General features: G+C 43.2%; 20 protein-coding genes. 10 read left to right on the top strand and 10 right to left on the bottom strand.

Annotated elements, in window-relative coordinates; translation table 11 throughout:
* Positions 1 to 143: 143 nt before the first annotated feature.
* Positions 144 to 1,208 (top strand): M20 family metallo-hydrolase, encoded by a 1,065-nt coding sequence (locus LX99_RS15605; RefSeq protein ID WP_109608717.1) that lies wholly within the window; start codon positions 144 to 146, stop codon positions 1,206 to 1,208.
* A 150-nt stretch (positions 1,209 to 1,358) separates the two neighbouring features.
* On the opposite strand, the gene LX99_RS15600 is transcribed toward LX99_RS15605, so the two are convergent.
* The 3 genes from LX99_RS15600 to LX99_RS15590 are packed head-to-tail and all read right to left on the bottom strand — an operon-like array spanning position 1,359 to position 3,695.
* On the bottom strand, positions 1,359 to 1,685 hold the full coding sequence (locus LX99_RS15600) for a hypothetical protein (RefSeq protein ID WP_022830554.1): 327 nt from the start codon (positions 1,683 to 1,685) through the stop codon (positions 1,359 to 1,361).
* Between the two features lie 35 nt (positions 1,686 to 1,720).
* Complete coding sequence (locus LX99_RS15595; RefSeq protein ID WP_109608716.1) at positions 1,721 to 2,653, bottom strand: cation diffusion facilitator family transporter; 933 nt, start codon at positions 2,651 to 2,653, stop codon at positions 1,721 to 1,723.
* A gap of 1 nt (position 2,654) precedes the next feature.
* Positions 2,655 to 3,695 carry an AI-2E family transporter gene (locus tag LX99_RS15590; RefSeq protein ID WP_170122722.1) on the bottom strand — a complete coding sequence of 347 codons (1,041 nt, stop codon included), beginning with the start codon at positions 3,693 to 3,695 and terminating at the stop codon, positions 2,655 to 2,657.
* 277 nt (positions 3,696 to 3,972) lie between these two features.
* Here LX99_RS15590 and LX99_RS15585 point away from each other — a divergent pair, with 277 nt between their 5' ends.
* On the top strand, positions 3,973 to 4,827 hold the full coding sequence (locus tag LX99_RS15585; protein WP_109608714.1) for an ROK family protein: 855 nt from the start codon (positions 3,973 to 3,975) through the stop codon (positions 4,825 to 4,827).
* Between the two features lie 70 nt (positions 4,828 to 4,897).
* Here the strand turns inward: LX99_RS15585 and rpoN are convergent, their stop codons facing one another.
* Complete coding sequence (gene rpoN / locus LX99_RS15580; protein ID WP_022832389.1) at positions 4,898 to 6,373, bottom strand: RNA polymerase factor sigma-54; 1,476 nt, start codon at positions 6,371 to 6,373, stop codon at positions 4,898 to 4,900.
* A gap of 180 nt (positions 6,374 to 6,553) precedes the next feature.
* On the opposite strand from rpoN, the gene mscL reads away from it, so the two are divergent.
* The gene (gene mscL / locus LX99_RS15575; RefSeq protein WP_022832390.1) at positions 6,554 to 6,979 is read left to right on the top strand and encodes a large conductance mechanosensitive channel protein MscL; all 426 of its coding nucleotides are present in this window, start codon (positions 6,554 to 6,556) and stop codon (positions 6,977 to 6,979) included.
* A 129-nt stretch (positions 6,980 to 7,108) separates the two neighbouring features.
* Here mscL and LX99_RS15570 read toward each other — a convergent pair whose 3' ends face one another.
* Positions 7,109 to 7,987 (bottom strand): ChaN family lipoprotein, encoded by an 879-nt coding sequence (locus tag LX99_RS15570; RefSeq protein ID WP_109608713.1) that lies wholly within the window; start codon positions 7,985 to 7,987, stop codon positions 7,109 to 7,111.
* A gap of 476 nt (positions 7,988 to 8,463) precedes the next feature.
* On the opposite strand from LX99_RS15570, the gene rpmH reads away from it, so the two are divergent.
* The 4 genes from rpmH (at position 8,464) to tsaB (ending at position 10,052) form a co-directional block, all read left to right on the top strand.
* Entirely contained in the window at positions 8,464 to 8,622 is a 159-nt protein-coding gene (rpmH, locus tag LX99_RS15565) for a 50S ribosomal protein L34 (protein WP_083878950.1), read from the top strand.
* A 68-nt stretch (positions 8,623 to 8,690) separates the two neighbouring features.
* Positions 8,691 to 9,101, top strand: a complete 411-nt coding sequence (locus tag LX99_RS15560) for a ribonuclease P protein component (RefSeq protein WP_342769427.1) — start codon at positions 8,691 to 8,693, stop codon at positions 9,099 to 9,101.
* Positions 9,102 to 9,111: 10 nt separating this feature from the next.
* Positions 9,112 to 9,354, top strand: coding sequence for a membrane protein insertion efficiency factor YidD (gene yidD / locus LX99_RS15555; protein WP_109608711.1), 243 nt, complete (start codon positions 9,112 to 9,114; stop codon positions 9,352 to 9,354).
* A 5-nt stretch (positions 9,355 to 9,359) separates the two neighbouring features.
* Positions 9,360 to 10,052, top strand: a complete 693-nt coding sequence (gene tsaB, locus LX99_RS15550) for a tRNA (adenosine(37)-N6)-threonylcarbamoyltransferase complex dimerization subunit type 1 TsaB (RefSeq protein WP_109608710.1) — start codon at positions 9,360 to 9,362, stop codon at positions 10,050 to 10,052.
* Here tsaB and LX99_RS15545 read toward each other — a convergent pair.
* Together LX99_RS15545 and LX99_RS15540 are read right to left on the bottom strand one after the other, a co-directional pair.
* On the bottom strand, positions 10,049 to 11,497 hold the full coding sequence (locus LX99_RS15545; protein ID WP_109608709.1) for a DUF5723 family protein: 1,449 nt from the start codon (positions 11,495 to 11,497) through the stop codon (positions 10,049 to 10,051). The two genes, tsaB and LX99_RS15545, sit on opposite strands and share 4 nt — an antisense overlap.
* A 137-nt stretch (positions 11,498 to 11,634) precedes the next feature.
* On the bottom strand, positions 11,635 to 13,218 hold the full coding sequence (locus tag LX99_RS15540) for a hypothetical protein (RefSeq protein WP_109608708.1): 1,584 nt from the start codon (positions 13,216 to 13,218) through the stop codon (positions 11,635 to 11,637).
* A gap of 86 nt (positions 13,219 to 13,304) precedes the next feature.
* On the opposite strand from LX99_RS15540, the gene LX99_RS15535 reads away from it, so the two are divergent.
* Positions 13,305 to 13,694 carry a DUF423 domain-containing protein gene (locus LX99_RS15535; protein ID WP_109608707.1) on the top strand — a complete coding sequence of 130 codons (390 nt, stop codon included), beginning with the start codon at positions 13,305 to 13,307 and terminating at the stop codon, positions 13,692 to 13,694.
* A 6-nt stretch (positions 13,695 to 13,700) separates the two neighbouring features.
* Positions 13,701 to 16,190 (top strand): replication restart helicase PriA, encoded by a 2,490-nt coding sequence (priA, locus tag LX99_RS15530; RefSeq protein ID WP_109608706.1) that lies wholly within the window; start codon positions 13,701 to 13,703, stop codon positions 16,188 to 16,190.
* Between the two features lie 42 nt (positions 16,191 to 16,232).
* Here priA and smpB read toward each other — a convergent pair whose 3' ends face one another.
* Genes smpB through LX99_RS15515 form a run of 3 tightly spaced genes read right to left on the bottom strand, consistent with a single transcriptional unit; the run spans position 16,233 to position 19,260 of the window.
* Positions 16,233 to 16,685 (bottom strand): SsrA-binding protein SmpB, encoded by a 453-nt coding sequence (gene smpB / locus LX99_RS15525; RefSeq protein WP_109608705.1) that lies wholly within the window; start codon positions 16,683 to 16,685, stop codon positions 16,233 to 16,235.
* 27 nt (positions 16,686 to 16,712) lie between these two features.
* A complete protein-coding gene (locus LX99_RS15520) occupies positions 16,713 to 18,614 on the bottom strand; it encodes an Nramp family divalent metal transporter (RefSeq protein WP_109608704.1) in 1,902 nt (633 codons plus the stop codon).
* Positions 18,607 to 19,260 (bottom strand): metal-dependent transcriptional regulator, encoded by a 654-nt coding sequence (locus LX99_RS15515; protein WP_109608703.1) that lies wholly within the window; start codon positions 19,258 to 19,260, stop codon positions 18,607 to 18,609. The genes LX99_RS15520 and LX99_RS15515 overlap by 8 nt, the downstream gene beginning before the upstream one ends.
* A gap of 130 nt (positions 19,261 to 19,390) precedes the next feature.
* Between LX99_RS15515 and LX99_RS15510 the strand changes: the two genes are divergently transcribed.
* A complete protein-coding gene (locus LX99_RS15510; protein WP_022832833.1) occupies positions 19,391 to 19,861 on the top strand; it encodes an Lrp/AsnC family transcriptional regulator in 471 nt (156 codons plus the stop codon).
* The last annotated feature ends 2 nt before the right edge of the window (positions 19,862 to 19,863 follow it).

Raw genomic sequence — 19,863 nt, 5'->3', positions numbered from 1 at the left:
AACATTAAGTTAGCTTATTGTTAATTGGAATACAGATCGGTTTTCGGCGGCAGCTACGTTATTCTACTTATTCTTAAAATTCTGTAAAGTCTGATCAAAGTGTTAATTTTGCCCGTTAATCACCAGGGTTGTTCCCGTAATTTATGACTGATACCAACAATTTATTTCAACAGGCGGTAACTTTGCTGCAACAGCTGATCTCGATCCCGTCGTTCAGCAAAGAGGAAAACCGTACTGCCGATCTGATCAACGAGTTTCTGCAAACGCATGGGGTAACTACGCACCGCAAACTCAATAATATCTGGGCCTGGAACAAGCATTTCGATCCGGCCAAAGAAACAATTCTGCTCAATTCGCACCACGATACCGTAAAACCCAATTCCGGCTATACCCGCGACCCATACGACGCAAAAATTGAAGATGGTAAATTGTTTGGTTTAGGCAGTAATGATGCAGGCGGATGTTTGGTATCGCTTATCGCGGTGTTTCTTTATTTTCATGATCAGGAAAACCTGAAATACAACTTCTGCCTGGCCACCACAGCCGAAGAAGAAATTTCGGGCGTAAACGGTCTTGAGCTTATTATTCCCGATCTTGGCGAACTATCATTCGGAATAGTAGGCGAACCAACGCAGATGCAGCTGGCTATTGCCGAGCGCGGCCTGATGGTATTAGATTGTACTGCTCATGGCCGTGCCGGCCATGCCGCCCGCGAAGAAGGGGAGAACGCTATCTACAAGGCGCTGACAGATATCGAGTGGTTCCGCTCGTTCAAATTCCCTAAAGAATCTGAAGTATTCGGGCCGATAAAAATGTCGGTGACTATTATCAACGCAGGTTCGCAGCATAATGTAGTACCGGCAAGCTGTGTTTACACGGTTGATGTGCGGGTTACCGATGCTTACCGTAACGAGGAGGTATTGGAGATTATCCGTGAGCACGTTGCCAGCGATGTAAAACCACGCTCTATCAGGTTGAAACCATCGTCAATACCCAAAGAACATCCCATAGTGCAGGCCGGTATAGCGCTTGGCCGCATCACTTACGGCTCACCAACCACTTCGGATCAATCGTTATTGGATATTCCTTCAATTAAAGTTGGCCCCGGCGATTCGGCCCGTTCGCATACCGCTGATGAATTTGTGTATGTTGACGAAATCAGGGAAGGTATTGAGTTGTACATTAAAATGCTGGAGCAGATCAATTAGTGTATCATGAAAACAAAATACATCTCAATTTTTATTTGATGTGTTTGATGGATAGGAACAAAACACAACAGGCGCTTTTACCAACCGGTAAGGGCCTGTTGTGTTTTAAATGAGCTTTATTTATTGAACGGCCGGGCGGAGCAGGAGGTGTTAATCCTGCCTTCCCTGCTGGTACTTATAATGTAAATTCTTCAATGTTTCTATAGTAGCTTCATCTGTAGAAACGCCGTAACCTGTTACCAAAGTGCCTTTTTCACCGGCAGGTGATACAAGCGCGTAAACAATGGCTTCGTCGGCAGGGTCGGAGGGGCCTTCATAGCGGTATAGATCGGCTATTTCAAAATCCGATGCCTTGAACGTTTCTTCTCCGTCTTTAAAATAATCGCCTTCAAGGCTAAACTCATGGGTATACCCTTGTTCTTTTAATTTGGCTATAGCCTCGGTTACTGTAGCGTAATGGAATTTTTGTTCTTGCATGAGGGTAGGGTGTTTTAGTAATAGCTAATATACAATTAAAGCACATTGCCTGTTTGTATAATTTCTGCCGAAAATGTTTCGGGCTGTACCAACACAAACCTCACCAAGGTAAATTCATGCTTGATACAATCGCGGATGCGATCAATGGCCTTATTGATTTGCTGTGTATCGAGATCTTCTTTAAAAGCTACTATCAGCATCAAAATAATCTCATCGGGCGATTGATAGGTGGAGAGCATGTGCATCACTTTTAATACGGAGCCGTCTCTTTCCACCAGGCGGGTTATTTTTTCTCTTGATTCGGGTGAGATGCCTTCTCCCATCAGTAAACTCCGGCTTTCGCGGGCCAGTATTGCCGAAACGCCTACCAGTACCAAACCAACCAGTAACGAAGCCACACCATCAAGCACAGGAATAGTGTATCGGTGATTTAGGAACAGGCAGATTGCTACAATAAATAAACCTGCAACTGCGGCGCAATCTTCAAACATCACCAAAAAAGTTGATGGATCCTTACTTTTAACCACGGCTTCCCACCAGGTTTGTTCCCCTCTTACACTATTAAATTCTTTTAGGGCAATAATAAGCGATGAGCCCTCAAATATGATGGATAAACCTAACACGATATAACTTAAGGTAGGATTGCCAAGAGGTTCGGGCTGCCGGATATGGAGGATGCCCTGGTAAATGGATAAGCCCCCGCCTAAACCAAATATCATGATAGAAACAATAAACGACCAGAAATACAATTCTTTGCCATAACCAAAAGGATGCGTTTTATCAGGAGCTTTGCGGCTCCGGTACAAGCCAAGCAGCAGCAATAATTCATTCGCCGTATCAACAAGCGAATGAATCCCTTCCGAGATCATTGATCCGCTCCGGCCAAAAACGCCGGCTATAAATTTGGTAACGGCTATAAGCAGGTTAGCGATCAGGGCGCTATATATCGATTTTTTTGATGATGCCATCTTAATGCGCTATTACCTCGGCATCGCCCAGTTTTTTTACATATAATTCATCAACCAAAATAACTATGATGGCTACAATAGGTACGGCCAAAATGATGCCCAATACCCCCGAAAGTGTGCCCATAACCACCTGGCTGATAATGGTTAGGGCTGGTGGCAAATTGATCATCCGGTTTTGTACTATCGGTACCACGATATTGCTGACGATGGTTTGTGATACTACATAAATCAGCGCCACAATAATAGCCGAATTGGGCCCGATAGTAAGTGCCAGTAATACGCCGGGCACCATGGCTATCACCGAGCCCAGGTTGGGTATGATCTTTAACATTCCGGCAAATAAAGCCAGGATCAAAGCTGCAGGGATGCTCATAATGCTTAAGCCTGTGGTGAGCAGTATTGCAAGCAGCACCATTGAAAGCAGCATGCCCTTTAACCACCCTTTTAACGATAGGCTGATCCTTTCCATAATGTCCTTGCCCAATTGCTTTTTCCTTTCGGGCATTAATATGAGGATGCCGTTTTTATATACATCGGGGTTGGCGGTAAAAAATATGCTCAGGAATAAAATGATGTAGATATCGCCTAAAACGCCAAAGCCCGTGCTGAAAAAATGCTGTACGGTAACCACTACCTTATCCGGATCGTTATCTCCCGAAAAATAACCAAGAATTTGCTGCCCTGTTGGGTTTGAGGCCAGTTTAAGTTTTACGTTGTTAACCGTATGCGGGAGGGTTTCCTTTAACAGCGCAATCTGGTGCTGTATGGTTGTACCCATCAGATAAAATAATCCGGCAATAATTAAAAATGAACCGCCCACTGATATGATCATGGCGTATCTGCGGCGCATTTTGGTATTGCGCTCAATCAAATCGCCAAGGCCATGAAAATAGGTTGCTATCAACGCCCCCGAAAGTATCATCAGCAAAACATTGAAAGCAACACGGGCTATCAATATCACAACAACCAACAAGGCAACAATGGCAACGGTATGCCATACTTTTTCAATATAGGTAAGTTCTTTTTCTTGTTTTGGGGTCATAGAGCAGGTGTTTCCCATTAACACATCTGTATTTGTTAAATGTTTTGTTTTAGGGAAACTTTGGTTAAAATGATGTTCAATATGTTTTAAGCGATGATCAGTGACCTAAAAAACAATGATTGTCATCTTTATTTTAAATCGCTGAACAAGGCGCAGCAATTTAAATAATATTGTGTAAAGTTGACACTCACCGTTTTTTCACGATATTGTTTACGCGTCAAACCGGCGGTTACCAATAAACCATTTTATAATAACAGGAACAACGCAATAAGCACTAATGAGTAAGATAAAAGTAATAGGGATTGACCTTGGCGCTACCAATATCCGCGGAGCTGTAGTTGATAACAACGAAATTGGCAATATCGTATCACGACGGATAAAAAGCGACGGGAGTATTGAGGATGTGCTCAATGATGTTTATACCGTTGCAGATACCCTGTTGCAAAATCATCAACCCTGCGCCGCTATCGGCATAGGCGTACCCAGTGTGGTTGACGTGGCAGCAGGGATTGTTTACGATGTGCAATACATTCCTTCGTGGAAGGAAGTTCACCTTAAAACGCTGATGCAGGAGCGTTACAATATCCCGGTGTATGTAAATAACGATGCCAACTGCTTTGCCGTTGGCGAGCTGTACTTCGGAAAAGGAAAAGGCGTTGACAATATGGTTGGCCTGACCCTCGGTACCGGGCTGGGCACAGGCATTATTACCAATGGTAAGCTGTATACCGGTTATAATTGCGGTGCAGGCGAAATAGGTTTGTTCCCTTACATGGATAACGTTCTGGAGTATTACTGCAGCGGTTCGTTCTTTAATAATGTATACGGATTGGATGGGGTGGAAGTTTTTAATGATGCCCGCGCCGGAGATAGCCTCGCGCTGGAATTATACGCCGAATTAGGTACGCATATAGGCAACGCCATAAAAATGGCGATGTACGCTTACGATCCTGAATTGATTGTTTTAGGCGGCTCGGTGAGCCATGCCTTTGATTATTTTAAAGAGGCCATGTGGCTGTCGGTTAAAACCTTTGCCTATCCTAAAACACTTAATCGGATAAGAATTGAAATTTCTGAAATGCAAAACAGCGCCATTATTGGCGCTGCCGCTTTGTATCTTGATAACCTGTGATTTGCTGGATAGCGTACAGAGTCCTGTCGCACATCGCTGCTACGCATCTAAGGGATGCGCTTTTAATAAATTATAATTCCTTTCTTAACCTTGCCACCGGGATATTCATCTGTTCACGATACTTGGCAACGGTACGGCGGGCAATATTGTAACCCGCATCTTTCAATATCTCGGTCAGCTTTTCATCAGCAAGCGGATGGCGTTTATCTTCTTTGCCGATGTGCTCTTCCAATATCTTTTTAACCTCTTTGTTAGATACTTCTTCGCCGCTCTCGGTTTGGATGGCTTCTGAGAAGAATGATTTTAGCAGGAAAGTACCAAATTCGGTTTGTACATATTTAGAGTTGGCCACGCGCGATACGGTGGAGATATCCATACCAATCCTGTCGGCGATATCCTTCAATATCATCGGCTTCAGGTTTTTATCATCACCGGTAAGGAAAAACTCGTACTGGTATTGCATAATGGCATTCATGGTTTTAAGCAGCGTTTGCTGGCGCTGTTTAATAGCATCAATAAACCACTTGGCCGAATCGAGCTTTTGCTTTACAAACTGTACGGCCTCTTTCAGCTTTTTATCCTTTTGCGAAGCCTTATCATAATGCTGAAACATTTCCTGGTATGACCGGCTTACCTTCAATTCGGGCGCATTTTTTGAATTGAGCGTGAGCACCAGCGTACCATCGTTATTGGTGATGTGAAAATCAGGGATCACCTGCATTTGTTTGGTATTGATCTCGTTCGAATCGCCCGGTTTCGGGTTTAGCTTAAGGATCTCGTTAATCACCCCGCGAAGCTCAACTGAATTTAAGTTCAGCGATTTTTCGAGCTTATCATAGTGTTTGCGCGTAAACTCGTCAAGGTAGTTTTCAACAACCAGTATTGCTTTTTTTATAATGGGATCATTAGGATCCTTTTTGCGCAGTTGAATCAACAAACACTCCTGTAAACTTCGTGCCCCAACACCCGGCGGGTCAAAGCCCTGTATAACTTTCAGCATATCTTCAACCTCCTCGTCTTCGGCAAATACATTTTGCGAAAATGCAAGGTCGTCGGTAAGCGACATGATTGGGCGGCGCAGGTAGCCATCATCGTCAAGGCTGCCGATGATCTGTTTGCCTATCATAAAGTCCTTATCGCTTAGTACTAAAAGGTCGAGCTGTAGTTGCAGGCTTTCAAAAAATGAGCTTTGTACGGCAATTGGTATCTCTTTGCGTTCGTCCTCATCGTCGCCGTTTTGATCATAGCGCGAGCCGTAATCGTTTACGTTATCTTCCTGCAGGTAATCGTCGATATTAAATTCATCCATCTCGCCTTTTTCCTCGTCGTTGTTGTTATAATCATCGTCGGGATCGCGATCGGGATATTGTTCTTCAGGTTCGTTTAAATTAGTTAAACTCAAATCTTCAAGCGCGGGATTTTCTTCCAGTTCTTCTTTTATCCTGGTATCAAGCGAAACAGTAGGCACCTGCAGCAACTTTATAAATTGAATTTGCTGCGGCGAAAGTTTTTGTAAAAGTTTTTGTTGAAGGTTCTGTTTAAGCATAATTAAGATGTAGCCAAAAATACATCAAATTAGTATTAAGTAAAAATTACTTGATGCATCTGCGCTAAAGTTGTTAAATGCTTAAAGCCGTTTTTTGTTTTCGATCAAAACAAAAAACGGCTGCAAACCCTTAGCACAATGGTATTAATTATTAACTTTATTCAACCAAACTTATAATTTATGGCTATAGTAAAAGAATTTAGAGAATTTGCAATGCGCGGTAACGTGGTCGATCTGGCTGTGGGTGTGATCATCGGTGCGGCATTCAAATCAATTGTTGATTCTGTTGTGAACGATCTGATCATGCCGGTTGTTGGCATCGCTTTTAAGGCTGATTTTAGTAATCTGTATATTCCCCTGTCTGATAAAGTAACCAAAGGGCTGGCACTTGCCGATGCAAAGAAACTCGGGCCGGTATTTGCCTGGGGTAATTTTGTCACCGTGGTACTTAATTTTGTTATCCTGGCTTTTATCGTGTTTTTACTGGTTAAAGGTATAAACTCGCTTAAAAAGAAGGAAGAAGAAACACCGGCCGCACCGCCTGCGCCAACCAAAGAAGAAGTTTTACTTACCGAGATCCGCGACCTGTTAGCGAAAAAAGCATAATTGTTGATGGTTTATAGTTGTTCATGGATCATAGTAGATAGTTCATAGCTGCCGGTCTAAAGTACCATCATGCAAACAACCATCAACTATTAACTATGATCCATGATCTATGAACCATCAACTCGCTGACTATTTAGTTTTGGGTAATTTCGGATCGGTAAGGATGATATAATCGGCGAGCTTTGTAAACCTGCTCCAATCGGGGCGATCAAAGCTATCGTCGGAAAGTGAAGCTATATTGAGAACCCTTATTTTAGGATTGTATTTTTTAAGCTGGGCCACGGTTCCCAGCTTTTCTTCGCTATGGAAACCGCCATTTAACTGCAGGATTTTAAAGTCCTTATTATTTTTATAAAACCGGGCTATCGACCAGGCCATTGTAGCATCCCACAGGTTTTGTGCCTGGTAAATCTGCATGCCGGGCATCGAGCCATGCCCACCCATAATCTGCGCAAATTTATCATAGTAGGCTCCAGTAGCGGTATCTATAGGCAGGGGCGCAAGGTAGCTTTTTGCCTGCTTATCAAGCTGTGTCAAAGCATCGAGCCCTAAACGTGTAACCATATTGGTGTAGCGTGTAGGGGCGTTAGCGGCAATAACGGGGATATGATTGGCTTGAGCTAAATCAACCATAGGCTTATAATCTTTATAATTAGGCCATGCGCGGCCCTCGGTAATCAGATTTTTTTCGCGTATAAAGCCGGCTAAGTACTCATTTAAAACCAGCTGGCAATCGGTTTGGAACATTTCCATCGAGAGCGCTGTTTTTTGGGGGTATGTTTCCGCAAGCTTTTTAAACAGGGTGTATTCTAAATAATGGGCAGTCGAGTCGTTATGCTCTTCGCCGAAAAACAAGACATCGGCCGCGGTCATGTCGGCAATGATATCATCGGGCGATACCAGCTTCTGTGCCCTTGTACTATAAATTTTATAATGCGTGGCCGGTAACTCCTGGCTAAAAACCAGTATAGGGAACAATGTTAAGAACAGAAATGACAAACTTTTCATAGAAATTAGTAGGATTTTAAGCACATGCAAATATTCAGCGTTAATTAGTTTTAGTATTTTAACACTGCTTTTTGATCGCGATACTGAATAGTGCTGTAAGGTAGCAACTAATGGTAAATGTAACTTTTTATTTAAAAATGTGAAACAAGAAAAAGCCTCACCCCAACCATCTCCAAAGGAAAGGGAGCACCTTGTTCTTAAAGTACTTTGGATAGATTTTAGTGAGGCTACTTAAAAACTATTTCTTGCCTAAAAACGGGCGCTTATTTTATTGTGTGAATTGCATGGTGTAAGGCGGCAATAGATCACGTCTTTAAGGTCTATTTGATTCGATACAGGTTGGGGTGTGTTGTACGCTGCTAAATGCCTTAGATAAAGCGTGTTATTTGATAAGAAAAATAGTATTTGAATTAATAAATAAAATAACTACATTTGCGCTCTTGTTTAAAAAAGACGACGAATAGAATAAAATAGCCATGAAAAGAACGTTTCAGCCTTCTCAAAGAAAAAGAAGAAATAAACACGGTTTCCGTGAACGCATGTCGACAGCTAACGGCAGGAGAGTATTAGCCGCCAGAAGAGCAAAAGGCCGCAAAAGATTAACTGTATCTGACGAAGGCAGGCACAAAGCATAATTAAGGTTGCCTCGCCCTTTCTAAAAGGGTTCGGAACCGTTTCTATATGCTTACCTCCCGGTTCAATAATGGCAACTATGTATACTTTTAAAAAAGAAGAACGGTTATGTAACAAAAGGCTTATCGACAAGCTTTTTCATAATGGTTCTTCTTTTTTGTGTTATCCCTTCAGGGTATCCTGGCTTTTAAACACGGAGCCACAGCTTTATCCGGCGCAAATTTTGTTTTCGGTTTCGAAAAAGCGCTATAAACACGCTGTTGATCGCAATACGATTAAAAGATTGATGCGCGAAACCTACCGCCTCAATAAACAACAGCAGCTTTACCAGGCGTTGCAGCTTGCCGATAAAAAGGTGCTGATTTCGGTAGGGTATGTGGGCAAAGAGATTGAGCCTTATCTTTTCCTTGAAAAAAAGATGTTGAAGTTACTTAACCAGTTGAGTAACGAACTTGCCGCCTCAAACTTAGCGGCCAGTTAATAACAGGCATATGGAAATGATAGTAAAGGTTTTAAAAGCGATAGCAGGCGGTTTTTTTGTTTTGCTGATCAGGCTTTACCAATATTTCATTTCACCGCTTTCGCCTGCTGTTTGCCGTTACACACCAACCTGTTCGCAATACGGGGTGGAAGCTATCCGCAAGTACGGGGCTTTTAAAGGCGGGTGGTTAACTATTAAGCGCATTGCCAGTTGCAATCCCTGGGGCGGGCATGGCCACGATCCTGTACCTTGAATAACATGAGCACTATCCTACAAATTGAAACTGCCACAACATCCTGTTCTGTAGCGCTTTCGCGCGATGGCAACTTGCTTGATTTTAAACAGATCATTGCCCGTAACATCCACGCGGAAGTAATTACCCTATACATTGATGAGTTGCTGAATAAGCAGGGGGTAAGCTATAATGACATTGATGCCATAGCCGTAAGCAGCGGACCGGGTTCTTACACAGGTTTGCGTATAGGGGTTTCAACCGCCAAAGGGTTATGTTTCGCGCTTGATAAACCGCTGATCGCTGTTGAAACTCTTGAAGCAATGGCTTATGGCGTAATTACTTCGGATGGTTTTGAGCAGGACAGTAAGCTGTTATTGTGCCCCATGATTGATGCCCGAAGGATGGAAGTGTACACCGCTTTATTTGATACCACCGGAAACAGGATAACGGCTACATCTGCCGATATTATAGATGAACAGAGCTTTTCATCGTACCTGTCCGGTAACAAAATATTGTTTTTTGGCGATGGAGCCGAAAAATGCAAGGCTGTGTTAGGTTCAAATCCTAACGCCTTATTTTTAGATGGCTTTGCTAACTCCGCAACTTACCTTACAACCAAAGCTCACGAAAAGTTTAGGGAAGACCGGTTTGAAGATGTTGCTTATTTCGAACCTTTTTACCTTAAGGATTTTATTGCCGGAAAGAAAGCTTCTTAATTGTACGTTTTAAAAATCCGCCCGAATAAACGGCCAAAAAATCCCTTTTCACCCATGGCGATGTAGCTCGAATTCATGGGGTGTTCAATTACGCGGCCAAACTTTAATGAAAAGCCCATGAAAATGTTTGCGCCGGTATAGCTGCCCACATGATTAATCTGCGTTTTGTTTTTCAGCGCGGCAAAAGTCAGCCGACCCGTATTGATCAGCCGTTCGGTGCCTATAAAAAATTCGGCATTGGGCGATTTAACCATCACTTGCAACCCGAGGTTAAAAAGTTTATAATCATCATAAGTAGCTGTTAGGGTACCTATCAGGTTGTTTTTTTGAACAGAGTTTACCCATGCGCCGGTAAATCCCGGATAAAACAACTCTTTTTGGGCAATAAGGGTAGGGAAATACCTGATCGTTTTTTCATCGTCAAACCAGTAGTTTTTTGTCACGCTAAAATCGGCCTTTGCATTGGTTTTGGTGTTAAAACCGGTAACAGCAGCGTTGCCGCTAAATAGTTTATAACTGGCGTTATAAATGTTATCTTCCCTATTTGGGGAGTTAATGCCGTTAATGTTGGCGCTATTGTTAAAATCGTTAATGAACGAACGCTTACTCCAATGAATAAAGCCCAGATCTTTGATGTTGCCTTGTATGGTAATGCCATCTTCGGTTAAATAGCTGGCCCCTATGGTTATTGATGCGCCGGGGTTACGGAAATTTGGAAGAAAATCGCGGCCGTCTAAACGTCCCGGTACGTAGCTGTGATAATAACGCCCCTGCATGGATATTACGGCGCTTTCGTTACCATTTATATCCGGGATGCGGTTAAATTGTATAGCCGAATTTTCCACATCAATTTTATCGTACTTAACACCCGAAAGATAGCTTAGCTTAAAGCCAAAGGCTATTTCCTTGCTAAAGCGTTTCCTGTAGGTGTAACTTAACTGATCGTAGATTTGCAGTTGGTAATGGTTGTTGAATATATTTTCGTAGTGATCGTCGGGAAAAGTTGAAGAGCCTGAAAGTAAACGAATGGTTTCGTCTGTAATTAACCCTTTTGATTCAACTTTGGTCTGGGCCGAAAAACCCATTTCAACATCGCCGCTAAGGTTAGTGTAAAACTTCAGCATCACCCAATAGTTGTTGCCGCCTGCATTAAAATGGTTTAGTCCGCCTTTTCCGGGTGGGGTTAATGCCGAAACATCATAATTGCCTAAAAAGGCCCGGTTTTTCAACGCGCTCTGGGCCCTGCCGGTTACGTAGAAGTTCGCGTCGAAATTCGGGATCAGGAAATTGAAAGCAACCGCCCTGCTTGAATCAGGTATAAAAGCCCTTTGCGACGGATTTTCGAACGAATCATACAATGAACCCGTATTGTATTGAGAAAATTGCTGTGCCGAAGCCGATAGAAACGAAAGAACAAAAAACAGACAAACAAAGATCCTATTCATATTATAGCTCAAATACCATAATCACTTTAATTTTATTATCAAAATCAAAGGATGATTATCGGTAGAATTATTAAAATTTCTATTTTGAATAGTTCTACGGATGTTGAGCTGTATTGGTTAGTGAATACGAAAGAAATTTAGTTTTTTATTGCACTGGTGTCCGGAACGCTCAGTTGCATGCAAAAGTTGGTGTAAAAGTTTTTGTCGGACGCGGCGAGTTGGTAAGCGGCACCATAATAGTTTTTCCAGCCAATATGGGCGTTTTCAAAATCGCTGTAAAATGATTGCTTCAAATCCCTTTTCAATACAGGCTGCGTATTTTTAAAGTTCATGAAAAAGGCTACGTTGCTGCGTTCGGCCAGCAGATTATCAAAGCGGGTAAATTGCTCTGTTTTTCCGATAAACTTGCGGTTAATATAGGTGTCGTAATAACTCTCCAGTTCAGAAACAGAGCCTGCCAGCACCAGGTAATTATCAAGGATAATAAAATAGGGTTTTCTGAACACGCTGAAAGCATCGCCCAATAAAAAGAAGGGTAGTTTGTTGTAGTTAAACTGGCCCACCTTATCGGTAACCATGTTGCTGATATTCATCATCAGGGGTTGTAATTTAGCCCCGTCTTTAACCGAAACAATAGCAAACTTTTCAAAATACCGGGTGGTAACCACGGCGAACTCGTTACCCAGCAGCTTGTCGAAAGCCGGTTTTAAAAACAGGCCCGCGTTCGCTTTTACATCGGCCAGCAACTGATCACGTTCTGGTCCTACGCCGGCTTTGTTTTGCCACGATGCAAGATCGGCGGTAAATTTAGCGGCGTTGGATACCGCAAAGCTCATACTATACGCAGTTGTAGCCGGAAAAATATCTTTCAGGTGATTGACGATAGGTTGCTGCTCCGAAAACAGGTTTAAATAACTTGTTGAACTGCCCTGCTTTTTTGTAAATCCGTTAAACATCAGGGCATCGCTTTTGTAATTGAGTGTTAAGGCACCCAAACCAGGCAATAGCCTGAAGCTTTTAAAAATGTCGGTGTTTTTGTTTTCAAAAAGCTGGTTAAACAAAGGATCGAGCTGAGTATAATTAACATACAGTTCGGCCAGCGAATTGGCGTTTTGCTGTTCGGGAAGTGGTGAGAGGTTGTTCTTATTTTTTTCGTCGATGGCGCTATGTTCTATCAGATCTTTCGAAAAGCTCCCCGAAAATATGTTGTTCCCCTTTTTTAAAATATAAAAATGCCGGTCAAGTGGTTTGATCAACACATCGAAACCTTCGTGCGCTGCAATTGGTATAGCTTTTATCTGTAGCTGGTTTTTGGCCGCGCCTGTTAAATTGGTAAACAGGGAAGGATCAAAAGTTTTGGATGCCCTTGTGGTTATTAGCAGGTTAATATCGTTGTTATTGGCCGGATGGAGGGATATAAACAGGTTTTGACCACTGAAAAACTGGCTGAGTTGCGGCGATGCGATGAGTAGTTTGCGTAAGGTGTCGAGATCGCTTACATGTTGGCCTCCTATAAAAGTTTTTAACAGCTGGCTTCCGTTAAAAATATCGTAAAAACCCTTTTCGTTGTTAAACTGAAATACCGCAACCGCGTTGGCCGGGATACTGTGCATAACTTCGCCGGTGCGTACCCCGGGCGGGCTCAGATTTTTGAAATATAACACCGTAACCAGTACAGTAGCTATAACCAAAAATATAGTGGTTGCAATCAGTCGTTTCATAGGTGCGTTGCTAAGCAAAGATAGAATTTTACCCCGCGCAGGTAAAGTAATACTTTCAATTGGTTAACTTAGCTTTTTATATCTGCATGAACAAACAAATAGTTATTACCGCTTCGTTTTTTGGCATGCTGGCCGTTATTACAGGTGCTTTCGGGGCACACGGGTTAAAAAGTACTTTAACGGCGGCGCAGCTTGAAGTTTGGCATACTGCCGTACAATACAATTTTTACCATGTATTCGCGCTGTTGTTCCTGTCCGCGTTTGCCGGTAAAAATGATGGCGGCCTGATATCGGCAGCGCATTACCTTTTTACATTTGGTATTATCCTGTTTTCGGGTTCGCTGTACCTGCTTTCCTGCCGCGATTTACTTGGCTGGAGCTGGCTGCACATCATGGGGCCAATTACCCCGGTAGGTGGCTTGTTGTTTATTTTAGGCTGGCTGATGCTGGCCCTGGCCGCTATCCGTACTAAATAATTTTACATGCTGGAGTTTGCCGCCGATATTGAACATACCGATCGTAAAACACTTTTTGCCGAAGTGATTTTGCCATTGGCTATTTCAAAAAACTATACCTACCGCGTTCCCTATGAGCAAAATGATGCCGTGGCCATTGGTAAGAGGGTAGTGGTGCAATTTGGTAAAAGCAAACTTTACACTGCTGTTGTAAAAGCCCTGGGCGAATTGGCTCCCGAAAAGTATGAGGCTAAGTATATTATAGAGGTATTGGACGATAAGCCGGTGGTTACCGCCAAACAGCTTGAATTTTGGGAATGGCTGGCCGATTATTACATGTGCAACATTGGCGAGGTGATGAACGCCGCCCTGCCTGCCGCGTTAAAACTGGCCAGCGAAACTAAAATTGTACTAAACCCCGAACAGGTTGATAAAGACACTTTACATGATAAAGAGTTTTTAATTGTAGAGGCTCTTGAAATTCAACCGGAGCTTACGGTTAGTGATATCGCCAAGTTGCTGGGGCAAAAAACCGTAATGCCGATTCTGAAACAGATGTTTGAAAAAAACATCATCAATATTTCTGAAGAGGTAAGCGAGCGCTATAAACCGCGTAAAAAAACTTTTATAACCCTCAACCCGGTTTACAATAATTCCGAAAATCTACGCGAACTGTTTCCTATATTAGAGAAGCGGGCGCCTAAACAGGCAGATGCGCTGCTGGCTTACATCAAGTTAGCCCGCCATCAAAAAAATATCACCAAAAACGAGTTGATTGAAGAAAGCGGCGCGGGCGAATCAAGCATAAAATCGCTTATAGAAAAAGATATTCTGTTTGCAGAAGAGCGGAATGTGAGCCGTTTGCATCATGAGGAAGATGGAGAACCCGGCAACACGTTTGATTTAAGCGTACCGCAGGCAGAAGTTTTGCAAAGTATACGTACGCAGTTTAAAGAAAAGGATGTTACCTTGCTTCATGGCGTAACCTCATCTGGCAAAACACAGATCTATATCCGGTTAATTGAGGAGATGGTGCTTAACGGCAGGCAGGTGCTTTACCTGCTGCCCGAAATTGCCCTCACCACTCACATTATTGAAAGGCTGAGGATGTATTTCGGCGCCGATATTGGTGTTTACCATTCGCGCTTTAATGATAATGAAAGGGTAGAGGTTTGGCAAAAAGTTTTAAGCGGCGAATATAAGATAGTGCTTGGCGCCCGGTCGTCGGTTTTTTTACCCTTTAATGATCTTGGGCTTATCATTGTTGATGAGGAGCACGAAACATCCTACAAGCAATACGATCCCGCTCCCCGCTACAACGCCCGCGATGCCGCTGTTTTTTTGGCCAACCGGCATGCCGGTAAAGTGTTGTTGGGTTCGGCCACGCCATCTTTTGAAAGTTATTATAACGCCCGTACACATAAATATGGCTTTGTTGAATTGGCAGAAAGGTTTGGCGGGGTTGAGCTGCCCGTAGTTGAAGTGGTGAGCATAGCTGCTGAAACAAAGCAGAAAACCATCCAGTCGCATTTTACGGGTGTGTTGATGGATGGTATAAAACAGGCGCTTGAAAATAAGGAGCAGGTGATTCTGTTTCAAAACCGCAGGGGATATGCGCCTATATTGATGTGTAAGATTTGTGCCTACACGCCAAAATGTATCAATTGTGATGTAAGCCTTACCTATCATAAAAGCAGCGGCAAACTGCACTGCCACTATTGCGGGTACAGGGAAGATACTCCCAATATTTGCCCGGCCTGCGGCTCAACCCACCTTGAGTATAAAGGTTTTGGTACCGAAAAAATTGAAGATGAGCTGAGTGTACTACTCCCCGAGGCCCGCATCGCACGTATGGACCTGGATACTACACGTTCACGAAATTCATTGCAAAGTATCCTGAATAACCTGGAAGAAAAAAAGATCGATATCCTGGTTGGTACGCAAATGGTAGCCAAGGGACTGGATTTTTCAGACGTTACTTTAATAGGCATCATTAATGCAGACAGCCTGCTCAAATTTCCGGATTACCGGGCAAACGAACGCGGGTATCAATTACTGGCGCAGGTTAGCGGCCGTGCAGGCCGCAGAGGCAAGCAGGGCAAGGTGGTTATCCAGACCTATGATATTTACCACCGGGTACTAAAGCAGGTAATTGAAAACAATTACCTTGATTTGTACCTGACGGAGATGGAAGAGCGCAGAAATTTTGCGTATCCGCCATTTTACCGTATCATTAACCTTGATATTAAACACAAAAACCCGGATGTGCTGAGTAACCAGGCCACCTACATTGCCGCGCGTTTGCGCGAACATTTTGGTGAACGGGTAATTGGCCCGGAGCCGCCCTTGGTAAGCCGGATCCGCAATTACTATATTCAAAGTATTATGCTCAAGTTTGAAAAGGACGGGATCTCTATAGTTAAAGCCAAATCGGTTTTGCGGGATGTGATCACGCAGTTTCAAACCACAAAGCTAAGTACGGGTAGTATTATCCAGCCTGATGTTGACCCGTATTGATGGTTTCAGACCAGAGTGGCTATTACAGTTTATTAAATGGGGCTACCTCTTCATTACCCTATCCAGCTCAATTTTAGTATCACGCTCCTTCATGGTTTCACGCTTGTCGTAGGTTTTTTTACCCTGTGCCAATCCTATTTCCAGTTTTGCGAAACCGCGCTCGCTGATAAATAGCGCGAGCGGTACAATGGTAAGCCCTTTTTCTTCGCCCCTTGTTTGCAGCTTTTTAAGTTCTTTTTTGTTCAGTAAAAGTATCCTGTCGCGTTTGGCCTCGTGGTTGTAGAATGAACCGAACGAATATTCGGAAATGTGCAGGTTACGTACGTATAGCTGGTTATTAATGAAAGTGCAAAAGGCGTCGTTAATATTGGCTTTCCCCTGCCGTATCGATTTGATCTCGGTACCCAGCAACTGTATGCCCGCTGTGTACTTATCAAGGATATGGTACTCGAAGTAAGCTTTTTTATTTTTTATGTAGATGTTATCCTGGCTCATAATTAATTGAACCGCAAACTTACAAAATTAGTTTGAAGTTGGCTTTACCACCAGTACCGGCACCTTCACCATATGCCTTACCGAATTTACCGTTGTGCCGAATATCAGATCTTTTAAAGCTTTATGCCCATGCGATCCCATTACAATAAAGTCCACCTTTTCACTCTTTACAATTTCGGCTATTGCGTTTGCCGGGTTTCCGTAACCTATCCGGCCATCGGCTGTGTAGCCAAGGTTTTTAAGGGCGCATACATATTTATCCAGGTTATCAAAATCAACCTGTGTTTCGTTGTCCATTACCTGGCCTCCGTAGTATCGTGCGCCGGCGGTTTCCACAACGTGAATTAAGGTATATGCAGCCCTTTTGCCGCCCTGCATAATGGCGTGGCGCAGGCATTCGGTATCATTGCTCGAAAAATCGATGGTAATACCGATATGATTATAGGTAATGGCATCAAGCTCGGTAATGGCGTTAGCAATGCCGTGCGGCACATAAGCAGGCCGGTCGTAATGTTTAAATAGTAATGGTCTTAAAAATACATATAAAAGCAGGATGCCTATTCCGGTTACTATGGGTACAACAATAGCATAGATGAGCAGCGGCGAAGATGTTTCTCCTATCCAATCGCTAATTTGCTCGTACACCAATTTGGCATTCAGGGCTACAATTAACAGGGCGCTTGCCCATGATAAGATCCGTGTTAAACTATTGATGGCGAATTTACCCATTCTTCGCCTGTCGGATGTGAAGTGTATGAGTGGTATCACCGCGAAACCTAATTGCAGGCTCAGAACTACCTGGCTTAATATCAATAACTTGCCCAGTCCATCCTCGCCATAATAAACAATGGTGAATACGGCCGGTACTATAGCCAGTAAGCGTGTAAGCAGGCGGCGCAGCCATGGTTCGATACGAAGATTGATATGCCCTTCCATAATGATTTGCCCGGCAAGTGTACCGGTAATGGTTGAACTTTGTCCTGAGGCTATCAGGGCTATGGCAAAAAGGGTGGGGGCTATGGCGCCAAAAATGTGCTCCAATAATTTGTACGCATCCTGTATTTCGGCAACTTCGAAATAGCCATTTCTGAAAAAGGCGCTTGCAGCTAAAATTAGTATAGCGGCGTTTACAAAAAATGCCAGGTTAAGCGCTATGACGGTGTCAAACAGGTTGAATTTTATGGCAGAACGGAAACCCTCTTCCGTGCGGGTTATTTTACGGGTTTGTACTAATGAAGAGTGCAGGTACAGGTTGTGAGGCATCACCGTAGCGCCTATTATGCCTATAGCTATATAAAGCATCTGCTGGCTCATTTTATCTCCCTTAAACAGGTTACCGGGGATAAAACCTTTGGCAACTTCCACCACATCAGGATGTACAATGAACATTTCCACTAAAAATGAGAGCCCCACTATAGATATCATAGAAATAATAAAGCTTTCCAGTTTGCGCATGCCTTTATTCATTAAATAAAGCATCAGCACGGTATCGGTAATAGTGAGCGCTACGCCCCAGATAAGGGGTAATTTAAACAAAAGTTTTAAGCCGATAGCCATACCGATAATTTCAGCCAGGTCGCAGGCTACAATGGCAACCTGGGCTAATATGTACAGCCAGAAATTAACGAAGCGCGGATAGGCGTTTTTTGAAGCTTGTGCCAAATCGAGTCCGCGCACTATACCTAACCGGGCGGCCAGCGATTGCAGTAAAAGTGCTATCATGTTGGATACGAACAGCACCCAGATCAGTTTATAACCAAAGGCGCTGCCCCCGGCTATATCGGTGGCCCAGTTGCCCGGGTCCATATAACCAACGCTAACCAGGTAGGCCGGGCCTAAAAAAGCCATTAATTTGCGCCAGCCGGTTTTGTTTTCGGTAGTTACAGAACCGTGTACATTTCCTAACGATTCGTTATTGGTGTTATTCATTTGCTATCAGTATGTTGTTAGCCACCTCGCAGCTAATATGTATCTTTTTGTTATTCAGCTGCAGGGTTACGGAATGGTCGTAATCTATAATATCCGTTACCGTGATCCTGCTGCCAATTTTAAGCTCTTGTTTATCGAGATACTGTAAAAATGAAGGGCTATGATCGCAAACCCCCGAGATCACCCCGGTTTGATTGATGGCTGCCGCCGAAACCAGCTTCAACTCATCATGGTTAAAATAGCCATCACAATCGGGTATCGGTTCACCATGCGGATCATGTTTGGGGTAGCCCATAAATTGGTCCAAACGGTCAATGAGCTGCTGCGACGAGATATGTTCCATCTCTTCGGCAAGGTCATGCACTTCATCCCATTTAAAGTTGAGTTTCTCTACCAAAAAATATTCCCACAACCGGTGCCTGCGGATAATGCCCAACGCCACTTTCTGCCCTGATGCCGTCAGGCTTACCCCCTGGTAAGGTATATAATTGATTAAAGCCTTATCAGCAAGCTTTTTGAGCATGTCGGTAACCGAGGAAGCCTTGGTGTTTAGCGAAGACGCGATACTGTTTGTGCCAGCGTTGCCATCATTTACCGTAAGATGGTAGATGGCTTTCAGGTAGTTTTCCTCGGCTAATGTATTCATTTAAACAAATCTAATAAATAATTTAGACTAATCTAAAAATTTCAACGTTAAGAAATATGTTTTTGCTTAATTAGTTTCACAAAAAATTAAATTTCGCAAATCGGGGAAAAGATTATATTTGCTAATAACTATGGCTGCTGAATTAGATAAAATAGACCTACAGATACTCAAGATTTTACAGGAAAACGGAAGGATAACCAACCTCCAGCTATCTAACGAGATAGGGCTTTCGCCTGCACCAACGCTTGAACGCGTGCGCAAACTTGAGAATGCCGAATATATAAAAAGCTACCACGCACTGGTGGATGAGGAAAAATTAGGGTTAGGGATCAAAACCTTTATCCAGATTTCGCTCGATTTTCATCAAAAGAACACCATCCAGACTTTTTTGGATGAGATAAAAAATATCAAAGAAGTTACAGAATGCCACCACGTAACCGGGCAGTGCGATTTTTTGCTGAAAGTGTATGTTCGCGACATTAAATCTTACGAGCAACTGATTATGGAAAAAATAAGCCGCATTACCGTAGTTAAAACTTTCCAAACGATGATGATCATGTCGACCAGTAAAAAGGAACCGATAGTGCCGCTGGAATATTAGCC

The sequence above is a fragment of the Mucilaginibacter oryzae genome, from assembly GCF_003148845.1.
GTDB classification, from domain to species: domain Bacteria; phylum Bacteroidota; class Bacteroidia; order Sphingobacteriales; family Sphingobacteriaceae; genus Mucilaginibacter; species Mucilaginibacter oryzae.
Note: the sequence above shows the minus strand (reverse complement) of the source record. Positions and strands in the feature narration are given on the sequence as shown.

What these genes read in the sequence shown, in the direction of transcription:
- LX99_RS15605 (WP_109608717.1), top strand. Translation starts at nt 144, where the DNA reads ATGACTGATACCAACAATTTATTTCAACAGGCGGTAACTTTGCTGCAA.
- LX99_RS15600 (WP_022830554.1), bottom strand. Translation starts at nt 1,685, where the DNA reads ATGCAAGAACAAAAATTCCATTACGCTACAGTAACCGAGGCTATAGCC.
- LX99_RS15595 (WP_109608716.1), bottom strand. Translation starts at nt 2,653, where the DNA reads ATGGCATCATCAAAAAAATCGATATATAGCGCCCTGATCGCTAACCTG.
- LX99_RS15590 (WP_170122722.1), bottom strand. Translation starts at nt 3,695, where the DNA reads ATGACCCCAAAACAAGAAAAAGAACTTACCTATATTGAAAAAGTATGG.
- LX99_RS15585 (WP_109608714.1), top strand. Translation starts at nt 3,973, where the DNA reads ATGAGTAAGATAAAAGTAATAGGGATTGACCTTGGCGCTACCAATATC.
- rpoN (WP_022832389.1), bottom strand. Translation starts at nt 6,373, where the DNA reads ATGCTTAAACAGAACCTTCAACAAAAACTTTTACAAAAACTTTCGCCG.
- mscL (WP_022832390.1), top strand. Translation starts at nt 6,554, where the DNA reads ATGGCTATAGTAAAAGAATTTAGAGAATTTGCAATGCGCGGTAACGTG.
- LX99_RS15570 (WP_109608713.1), bottom strand. Translation starts at nt 7,987, where the DNA reads ATGAAAAGTTTGTCATTTCTGTTCTTAACATTGTTCCCTATACTGGTT.
- rpmH (WP_083878950.1), top strand. Translation starts at nt 8,464, where the DNA reads ATGAAAAGAACGTTTCAGCCTTCTCAAAGAAAAAGAAGAAATAAACAC.
- LX99_RS15560 (WP_342769427.1), top strand. Translation starts at nt 8,691, where the DNA reads ATGGCAACTATGTATACTTTTAAAAAAGAAGAACGGTTATGTAACAAA.
- yidD (WP_109608711.1), top strand. Translation starts at nt 9,112, where the DNA reads ATGGAAATGATAGTAAAGGTTTTAAAAGCGATAGCAGGCGGTTTTTTT.
- tsaB (WP_109608710.1), top strand. Translation starts at nt 9,360, where the DNA reads ATGAGCACTATCCTACAAATTGAAACTGCCACAACATCCTGTTCTGTA.
- LX99_RS15545 (WP_109608709.1), bottom strand. Translation starts at nt 11,497, where the DNA reads ATGAATAGGATCTTTGTTTGTCTGTTTTTTGTTCTTTCGTTTCTATCG.
- LX99_RS15540 (WP_109608708.1), bottom strand. Translation starts at nt 13,218, where the DNA reads ATGAAACGACTGATTGCAACCACTATATTTTTGGTTATAGCTACTGTA.
- LX99_RS15535 (WP_109608707.1), top strand. Translation starts at nt 13,305, where the DNA reads ATGAACAAACAAATAGTTATTACCGCTTCGTTTTTTGGCATGCTGGCC.
- priA (WP_109608706.1), top strand. Translation starts at nt 13,701, where the DNA reads ATGCTGGAGTTTGCCGCCGATATTGAACATACCGATCGTAAAACACTT.
- smpB (WP_109608705.1), bottom strand. Translation starts at nt 16,685, where the DNA reads ATGAGCCAGGATAACATCTACATAAAAAATAAAAAAGCTTACTTCGAG.
- LX99_RS15520 (WP_109608704.1), bottom strand. Translation starts at nt 18,614, where the DNA reads ATGAATAACACCAATAACGAATCGTTAGGAAATGTACACGGTTCTGTA.
- LX99_RS15515 (WP_109608703.1), bottom strand. Translation starts at nt 19,260, where the DNA reads ATGAATACATTAGCCGAGGAAAACTACCTGAAAGCCATCTACCATCTT.
- LX99_RS15510 (WP_022832833.1), top strand. Translation starts at nt 19,391, where the DNA reads ATGGCTGCTGAATTAGATAAAATAGACCTACAGATACTCAAGATTTTA.